The organism is Alteribacillus sp. JSM 102045, assembly GCF_041949975.1.
Lineage (GTDB): Bacteria > Bacillota > Bacilli > Bacillales > Marinococcaceae > Alteribacillus.
The window spans coordinates 1-8,609 of record NZ_JBHFQG010000065.1; the positions used below are offsets into that span (position 1 = coordinate 1).

Below are 8,609 nucleotides of genomic sequence, written 5' to 3' on the forward strand. Positions count from 1 at the left end.
ACCTTTGTTTCTAATGGATGAATGTATTTCTTAAATACAGTTTTTGTGGTATGATTGTCCATGCTATCTCCTTATAGTTAGAGATTTGGACTGGACTACCACTCTCTAATTATAAGGTTTTTTTATGCATTTTGTAGTTATAATTCACAATATTGACAATATTAGAAATGTGTTATTTCGCTTGACATTTTTATTTTATTTTCCTGCAACACTAGTGTAATTGCCTAAACAATTAAAAAGCGGCCAGCCTTTACCGGCAGCCGCTTTTTTTATAATTTTTTTTATTCTTCCATCAACATAGCTCGTTGAAGAAACAGAGCAAATTGTGAACGTGTTACATCTTCTCCTGGACGGTACGGATCTTGATTGGTCAACCCGCTTTGATATAACGTATTGATCGCATCATAATTCCAGAAGTCGGAAGGAATGTCTTCAAATTCATGGTCTTCCGAATACTCCGGCAGCTTATCTTCAAAGGCCGCGGCCAAGACAGATGCCATTTGCGCTCTTGTCATATTTTCATTAGGGCGGATTTTTTCACCGCTGCCTGTCATAAGGCCATGGTATTCCACGGTTTTCATCGTTTTATAACCTAAGTCATCTTCTTCTATGTCGGTTGCTTTCAATTCGTAATCATCTGGAACATTAAGCTCAAGTGCTTTAGACAGCATAGAAGCAGCATGCCTTCTTAAAATCGGTTCATTTGGGCGAAATGTTCCATCCGGATAACCGCTGATAATATCTCGTACTTCTAAAAATCCAACCGCTTCAACGAGCTCTTGTCTTTGAACATCAGAAAATGCCGTTACTTCCCCGTCACGAACATACGAACTTGCCATGTAGCCGTGAATATCCGCATAATAAAACGGATAATATCCAAAGTGATTATCTCTGTTATCATCATGTTCTAATTGCCCTTCCACGGAAAGTGGAGTATAAAGGAAAACATCTCCCAGTATTCTCGAAGAAGTTGTTGGTTCTTCGCGAAAATTAATAGTAGACCCGGCATCCTCAGAGTAACTGTAAACCTTGTCTCCTTCTTCAAATATTTGCAAGGAGCGGGTGGTTTGTTCGGTGGTGAGATGCAGTTGCTCATCTGCGAATCTCATTCTATTTTCATCATCACGGTACTCTGCTTCGAACTCCGGCAACTCAAAGCTTTCAAACTCTAGTAAATTAGCTTCTGCTATCGTTTTATAGAGATCATCCTGGTAGGTACTGGAATTCTCGATCGGATCATTTCGACGATCCAGACCATTATAAGCCAGAACAGCAAAATACCAGTTTTCAAGAATCTCTCTGTCACCATCGTTTACGCTGGGAATAATATTTCCGGACCAATCCCATTTTTCATTTAACAATTCTGCACCGATTTCAATGTTATAAACTGTGTCTCTTTCAAGTCTTTCCCGGTCGACCTGGCGGTTTTCCAGATCATCCTCATTTAATGTGACCTGCATCATCCCAATGCCGCCATCTTCGTTTTCATTTCTTATGGTGTTTCCATACTCATCAAATTGACGCATACCTGTTTCTTCATAGGCGATTGCTTTTAAAATTTCCGGCGGGATATCGTGATCTAATGCCGTTTCTGTTAACAAGTCTTTCTTCTCTTTATATGATAACTCTTCTTCCCCTGGTGTTCCTGTGTCCTCGTCTTCAGCTAGAGCTGGTGTGCTCACTAACACAGTGGCTGCTGCCAGGGTTGCAGCTGCAAACCATTTTTTCATGCTTTTGACCCCCTTCTATGAAACTATTATCATTATATCGAATGTTCCATACTCTTCCAATCTTCTTTTACCGAAAAACGTCTAAAGAGTAATGAAATACCAACAAAAAAAATGATATACTGAAAAAAGTCTATGGATAGATGCTCGATATAATAAGGAGAGAACAACATGATTGATTCATTGAAAAAAATAATCGGAGACGAACAACAACGCCGATTAAAAAAATATAAAAAAGTCGTAGAACGGATTAATAAGCTTGAACCTCACATTGAAACACTATCAGATGAAGAGCTCCATCAAAAAACAAATGAGTTTAAAGACCGGCTTCAAAACGGCGAAACCGTGCAAAAACTAAGGGAAGAAGCTTTTGCTGTGGTCCGTGAAGCTTCACGGCGCATTTTAGGACTTCGGCATTATGACGTTCAGCTGCTCGGCGGTTTAACTTTAAATGACGGAGACATTGCCGAAATGGCAACCGGAGAAGGGAAAACGTTAGTTGCCTCCCTGCCGAGCTACCTTCGTGCATTAGAAGGAAAAGGGGTTCATGTAATCACAGTGAACGAATACCTGGCCCGCCGTGACCGCGATCTTATCGGCCAAGTTCACGAATTTCTTGGACTGAGCGTAGGACTAAACGTTCCCAGGCTAGCTAAAGATGAAAAGAAAAAAGCTTATGAAGCAGACATAACATACGGAGTCGGCAATGAATTTGGTTTTGACTACTTAAAAGACAACATGGTTTACAATTCTTTTGAAAAAGTACAGCGCCCGTACCACTTTGCTATTATAGATGAAATTGACAGCGTTCTGGTAGATGAAGCTAAAACTCCTCTTATCATCGCTGGAAAAACGCAAGTAAACCCTAGTCTTTACCAAATTTGTGCCAAGATGGCCCGCAGCTTTGATGCGGAGAGAGATTACTTATATGATCCTATTTCAAAGTCTGTCAGTTTATCAGATCACGGCATAACAAAAGTAGAAAGAGCATTTGGAATTGATAACCTTTACGACCTTGAACATCATACGCTTTATCATTTTGTTCTGCAGGCGCTGCGCGCACGGGTGATGTTTAAACGCGATGTCGACTACATCGTAAAAGAAGGCGAGATCAAGCTGGTTGATATGTTTACCGGCCGGATTATGGACGGGCGTACTTTCAGTGACGGGCTGCACCAGGCTTTAGAAGCTAAAGAAGGCCTTGAAATTACAGAAGAAAACAAAACACAGGCTCAAATTACGGTCCAAAACTATTTTAGAATGTACCCGGAAATCAGCGGAATGACCGGTACTGCTAAAACAGAAGAACAAGAATTTAGAAATCTGTACGGCATGGATGTTATCCAGATTCCTACGAATAAACCGAGAATTCGAGAGGATCGAAAAGATATAATATTTGCCACCGCTGATGACAAATACCGTGCTGTAGCAGAAGAAGTAGAAAAACGTCACCAAAAAGGACAGCCTGTATTAATTGGAACCTCTTCTATCATTCAGTCCGAAACGATGGCACGCTACCTGGATGAACAACAAATGCCTTATGAGCTGTTAAATGCCAAAAGCGTGGAAAAAGAAGTTCAGTTAATATCTCTTGCAGGGCAGAAAGGCCAAGTGACGATTGCGACCAATATGGCTGGCCGCGGAACCGATATCATGTTAGGAGAAGGTGCAGCAGAACTCGGCGGCTTATTTGTGCTTGGTACAGAACGGCATGAGAACCGCCGGATAGATAATCAGCTGAAAGGGCGTTCCGGCCGCCAGGGAGATCCAGGAGAAACCCAGATGTTTATTTCCCTCGAAGATGATATGCTGCTTCGCTTTGGAGAAGAAGACATTGATAAATTACAGGAAAAATTACAAACGGATGCGAACGGCATAGTATTAAACGAAGAAGCGCATGACATAGTAAACCTGGCCCAAGAAATGTGCGAAAATGCCAATGCCTCTTTTCGAGAATACACGCTAAAACTTGATGATATTGCAAACGAACAACGAAACGTCATTTATACGCTTCGTGATAAAGTACTCGAACGAGAGGATCCGCTCAGCACCTGGATGGACATGGTGCAATCGAGTACGAAAAAACTTGTGGACAGCTACTGCGGTGACGAATACCTACCGGAAGATTGGAACATCGAAGAGCTGCAAAGCCGCTTGAATCATATTGTGCTTGACCCGAAAATAAAGCTTCCAAAAAATGCAGAAGACCGCCGGGAAATCTTGGAAACGACAGAAGAAAAAACAGAAGAATATTTGAAAAAAGTAGAAGCCTTTCGTAAAAAAAGCGGTGTCCAGACCCAGGCCCGAAAAGTGCTATTAACCACCATTGACCGCCACTGGCTGAGCCATCTTGAAGAAATGACGAGGTTAAAAGAAGGAATCGGACTTCGAAGCTATCAGCAGGAAGACCCTATGCGCGTCTTTACTCGAGAAGGATATGAACTATTTGCAAGAATGTACGATATGATTGAACAAGATGCTTCTGTTCATTTATCTAAATTAATACGACCATTAGTGCTTCCAGAAGAGGTGAAAAAATAATGCTCCCATTTTTTCGTAAAAAAGGAAACGGAAAACCGAAAATGGAGGGAAATGAAACGACTGTTTCCTCCGAAGAACTTTTAAATGAAACAAGTGATACAGAAGAATCCGGGCAAAATGTAGATACTGATCTTTCCATTCATCCGGAGTGGACGATTTCTAAAGAAGATCAATATGCCTTTCAGTTTTTAAATATGGAATGTCCTCCGTTAAAACCGAATCAAATTTCGCTTTCCGGGATCAGTCTTCAGGAAGAAAAGGACGGCAAATACCAGGTAACTGCTTTTATTCGCAACAGCTTGAATAAAACCATCAAGCTTCATGAAACAACACTCGTGCTTCTAGACGGCAATGATAAGGTACTCGGAAGAAAAACCATGGACTTATCTCAAGCAGGCGAAATTCCAGGAAAGAGCAGCCGTCCCTGGAATTTCACCTTCACAGAAGCAGATCTATTTACCAATGATCTTCCGGCAGAGGGATGGAAGCTCGCTTTTCAGCTGAAGCCATCTTCTCGTAAACACAGTCTTTCTCTAGAAAACAGCTGGGAACAGTCGCTTGCGGAAAAAGATAAAGCAAAGCTGCAGGAAATGGTAGAAAACTTAACTCCGCCAAAACCTGGTGAGGTTAACTTTATGGGGTTAAAAGCCATTCGAAAAGAAAACGGCGACCTGCACGTCACAATGTTAGTTCGTAATGGAAGCAATAAAAACATCACACTCGAACAAATTCCACTTCAAGTAGAAGATGCGAGCGGTCAAACCGTTGCAAAAGGCGGCTTCACTCTTGATCACTTTGAAGTGAAAGCAAACACCAGCAAGCCGTGGACCTTTATTTTCCCACAAGAACTGGTGAGTGATGAAGAAATTGATTTGAGCACATGGAAAGCATATCCGGTTCAAAAGAATGCAAAACATTAAATATAGGCATACTCCCCTTTCTGCTCCTGGCAGAAGGGGTTTTTTCATCGACCAGATCGGTAGTGGTATTAAGTCAGGGAACCGGGTGGGATTATAGTGTGGTATTGGGAGTTGTTCAATTTGCCGGTTTATGCACTCGGTTTGGTTGTATTTACCTGACTTTTTGGGTTTTATGCACAACTTCCGGGAACTTATGAACAAAATTCACGCCTTTATGAACAAAATCACTCTCTTGATTCCATATTTTGTAAGAAATGTGAAAGGGCCAGACCCCAATACAGGCCATAAGAACAAAAGCGCAAGCGCCCTGTTCAGCCTCGACAGGTAAATGTTCTTCAGTCATGAAAGGCGCTCTTTTCCTTTCATGACTGGAGGTTATTTAACCCCGAGAGGCTGGGCGCTGAAGCTAGACGCGGATCAAACAATATGGTGATAGTTATCAACAACTTGTAAAAACATAATTTCCTAAACAACAAAAAAGCTCCCAACCTGGCGGAAACCCGCAGGATCAGGAGCTATAATTTTTCACAAATCTTCTAAAGCACGTTTCATAAAGGTAGCAAACTGAGCTCGTGTGACAGCCTCACCCGGACGGAAATCTCCGTCACTTCCGCGGCCGATTCCGTGTGCCGCCAGCGCTTCAATTTCCTCGTATGCCCAGTAATCGGAATCTACATCGTTAAACGTATTATTCGTGTCGCTTTCCAGGTCAAACGCGCGTGTGAGAATGACAGCCATTTGTGCACGAGTTAAATCTCCGTTCGGACGGAATTTTTCGCCATCGCCGCGCATTAGGTCTTCATCCGCTACGGCTGCAATGACAGAGTAAGCATGGAAATCACTATCTACATCTGAAAAACCAGGATCTGGACGATTATCACGGTCAAAATCAAATGATCTAGAGAGCATGCTTGCTGCTTGCGAACGTTTCAGCTTCATACCTGGTCTATAAGTGCCGTCTTCATATCCGCTGACAATGTTACGTTCGGCAAGATATTCAATCTCGCTTGCTGCCCAGTAATTACTGCTTACATCACTAAACATGGCAGGAGCGGTAACGTCTACTGGTATTTCTATTTCATTTGCAGCAAGCTTTGCCGTAATCGTACCGCTTCCTTTTTCACTGCCTGCCGTAAAACGGCCGCTGCTGTTAATCGTTCCAATATCTCCGCTAATTTCCCATTCAATTCGATCTGAATCAAACAATAGTTTTTCCCCATTGGATAATTCAGGACTAGCAGACAGTGTTACGCTGTCCCCTGTGCTAATGTTTACTTCCGATTGAGATAAATTCCATGAATCAAACGTATCCGTCACTTTTACTGAAGTAGAACCAACTTGGCTGCCGTTAAAGTTAGCTTGAATACGTCCTTCCCCTGCTTCTTCTGCGGTAAACGTGCTATCACTCATAGAGCCTGTGCTGTTACTGACACTCCATGTAATATCACTGCCGTTTACCTTTACAGGATTATAATATTCATCCATGCCGTAGGAATAAGACATATCAATTTCGTGTCCAACCAGAAGCGTGCCGCTTTCTCTCGAAAGTACAAGACGTGCTAAGTCAGACGTAGGTGCTGTACTTACTGCTTGAAGGGTGGATGAAACAGAACGCTCACTTCCTGCAGAGAGATTGTTCATTACATTCGCAAATTCGTCTCCGTGTTGTCTTGCTACTAATGTCGTTGAACCGCCGCCATCGAAGTTCAATGCCCGGTCGACACCTAAGATTTTCATATATTGTGCAAGTTCCCCGATATCTGCTCTATCAAGTGTTACCATATAAGCCGTATCACCGGAATCGTCCACACCTACAGCAGTACGTGCTGTTTTAGATGTATAGCGCCAGCTCGACGGATCCATGGTAATGTTTACTTCCCCATTTCGAACGAGCTGTGGACCGCTTCCGAGAATAAAGGAGGCATCTTTCCAGCGGTCATTAATAGAAGCTCCCACTGTAATGGAGTCGCCTTCTTTTACATCTTTTAACTGATCATATTTATCACCGCGAGCTGAAACAACAAATCCATGAGACGGGATCGGTGAGTTTCCGTCTTCACTGTATCCGCGGACTGCTGAAACAGTGCCGCTGATTTCATCGCCAAATGAAAAGCTGCCAGGATTTCCTGATGCATTTTCCACTACAATTTCCATTCCGTAAGAGTTTGTCCCTGTCCGATCATTTATGTAAGAAGAGGTAAACAGTACAGCTTCATTATCCCGGCGGGTATTATTAATGTTATTAACAGAAACTGTTTTTCCATTCACTTCTGCAGAAACTTTTGCATCATACTCACCGATCGAAACTTTTCCGTTGCTTCTTTCTCCAAACACAATCGATTCGCTCCGATAATGCTCTCTGCCTTCTGATATCTGGCCAAAACTGATGATTTCATTCTCTTTTGTAATAATACTAAACGGAAGCTGAGTAGAACCGGCTCCCATGTCAAAGAATGAAGCATTCACAGCGCCTACTACTCTATTACCTTCTGTTGTGGCGTTTCTAGCTTGCTGAGACGTAGTTTGAAGCTGATTAAGCGGGTTTGGAACCCCAATATCCAGTTTACTATGTTCATTCGTTAAATCTACTGTTAAAACATTTGCACCGGCACTTGAATCGCTTTCATATAAAACACCCGGACTTACTTGAAAAGACGATGCTCCCGCTCCCTGCGCTGCGGTAAAAAACAGCATCATCGAAAGCGCCGCCGTAACTCCGCGTTTTATTACAGTGTTTACATTCATTTTTCTAAATCCTCTCCCAGTATGTAAAATTCTATGAATCTATGAAAAAATACTAATAGTAGAATATTCCAATTGTCGGATAGTGTCAATTCTATTAGAACAATTAGAAAAAAAGTTTTAAGTATATTTCGCTAAAAAGACGGCTGGTTTGAGTAAAATCGAACTCTGTAGATTTTTACTCCACCTCTGTTGAGGGCGCAAAGCGTTTCACATACGAACAAAAGAGCAAGCGCCCTGATCAGCCTCGACAGGAAAATGTTTTCCAGTCATGAAAGACGCTCTTACTTCCACAGGATGTGGTGACTTCTGCGTTGCACTTTCGTCGCCAAAAACGTCACGTCCTGTGACAACGTCGAACTGGCTTGCACAGGATGTGCTGACTTTTGCGTTGCGAACACGATGTTCGCGATTCTAGCAAAAGTTCCTTAAACCGTCTTGGGCCTCCGAGAGGCTGGGCGCTGAAGCTAGACGCGGATCAAACAATATGGAGATAGTTATCCACAACTTGTAAAAACATAATTTCCTAAACAAACAAAAAAACGAGCAGCCTGAACTGCCATAGCTAAATGAGACAGATATAAAACACCTGCTAGGCTGCTTTGACTCCAAACTCTTTTGGAGTAAGGTAGCCTAGTTTTTCTTGTATTCGCTCTTCATTATAGTGTTGAATATATTT

At 42.3% G+C, this 8,609-nt stretch carries 5 protein-coding genes; 2 read left to right on the forward strand and 3 right to left on the reverse strand.

Going from position 1 to position 8,609, the window contains the following annotated elements; all coding sequences use genetic code 11:
* Nucleotides 1-281: 281 nt before the first annotated feature.
* Nucleotides 282-1,730, reverse strand: coding sequence for an S-layer homology domain-containing protein (locus ACE1TI_RS21190; protein ID WP_375009511.1), 1,449 nt, complete (start codon nt 1,728-1,730; stop codon nt 282-284).
* A gap of 168 nt (nt 1,731-1,898) precedes the next feature.
* On the opposite strand from ACE1TI_RS21190, the gene secA2 reads away from it, so the two are divergent.
* Together secA2 and ACE1TI_RS21200 are read left to right on the forward strand one after the other, a co-directional pair.
* A complete protein-coding gene (gene secA2 / locus ACE1TI_RS21195) occupies nt 1,899-4,268 on the forward strand; it encodes an accessory Sec system translocase SecA2 (protein WP_375009512.1) in 2,370 nt (789 codons plus the stop codon).
* Entirely contained in the window at nt 4,268-5,188 is a 921-nt protein-coding gene (locus ACE1TI_RS21200) for an accessory Sec system S-layer assembly protein (RefSeq protein WP_375009513.1), read from the forward strand. Before secA2 ends, ACE1TI_RS21200 begins: the two co-directional genes overlap by 1 nt.
* Before the next feature lie 151 nt (nt 5,189-5,339).
* Here ACE1TI_RS21200 and ACE1TI_RS21205 read toward each other — a convergent pair whose 3' ends face one another.
* Nucleotides 5,340-5,531: a hypothetical protein gene (locus ACE1TI_RS21205; protein WP_375009514.1), complete on the reverse strand. Its 192-nt coding sequence runs from the start codon at nt 5,529-5,531 to the stop codon at nt 5,340-5,342.
* Nucleotides 5,532-5,713: 182 nt separating this feature from the next.
* The gene (locus tag ACE1TI_RS21210) at nt 5,714-7,933 is read right to left on the reverse strand and encodes an S-layer homology domain-containing protein (protein ID WP_375009515.1); all 2,220 of its coding nucleotides are present in this window, start codon (nt 7,931-7,933) and stop codon (nt 5,714-5,716) included.
* Nucleotides 7,934-8,609: the final 676 nt, after the last annotated feature.

Excerpts from the sequence above, each read along its gene's own strand:
- ACE1TI_RS21190 (WP_375009511.1), bottom strand. The coding sequence starts at position 1,730 with ATGAAAAAATGGTTTGCAGCTGCAACCCTGGCAGCAGCCACTGTGTTA.
- secA2 (WP_375009512.1), top strand. The coding sequence starts at position 1,899 with ATGATTGATTCATTGAAAAAAATAATCGGAGACGAACAACAACGCCGA.
- ACE1TI_RS21200 (WP_375009513.1), top strand. The coding sequence starts at position 4,268 with ATGCTCCCATTTTTTCGTAAAAAAGGAAACGGAAAACCGAAAATGGAG.
- ACE1TI_RS21205 (WP_375009514.1), bottom strand. The coding sequence starts at position 5,531 with ATGACTGAAGAACATTTACCTGTCGAGGCTGAACAGGGCGCTTGCGCT.
- ACE1TI_RS21210 (WP_375009515.1), bottom strand. The coding sequence starts at position 7,933 with ATGAATGTAAACACTGTAATAAAACGCGGAGTTACGGCGGCGCTTTCG.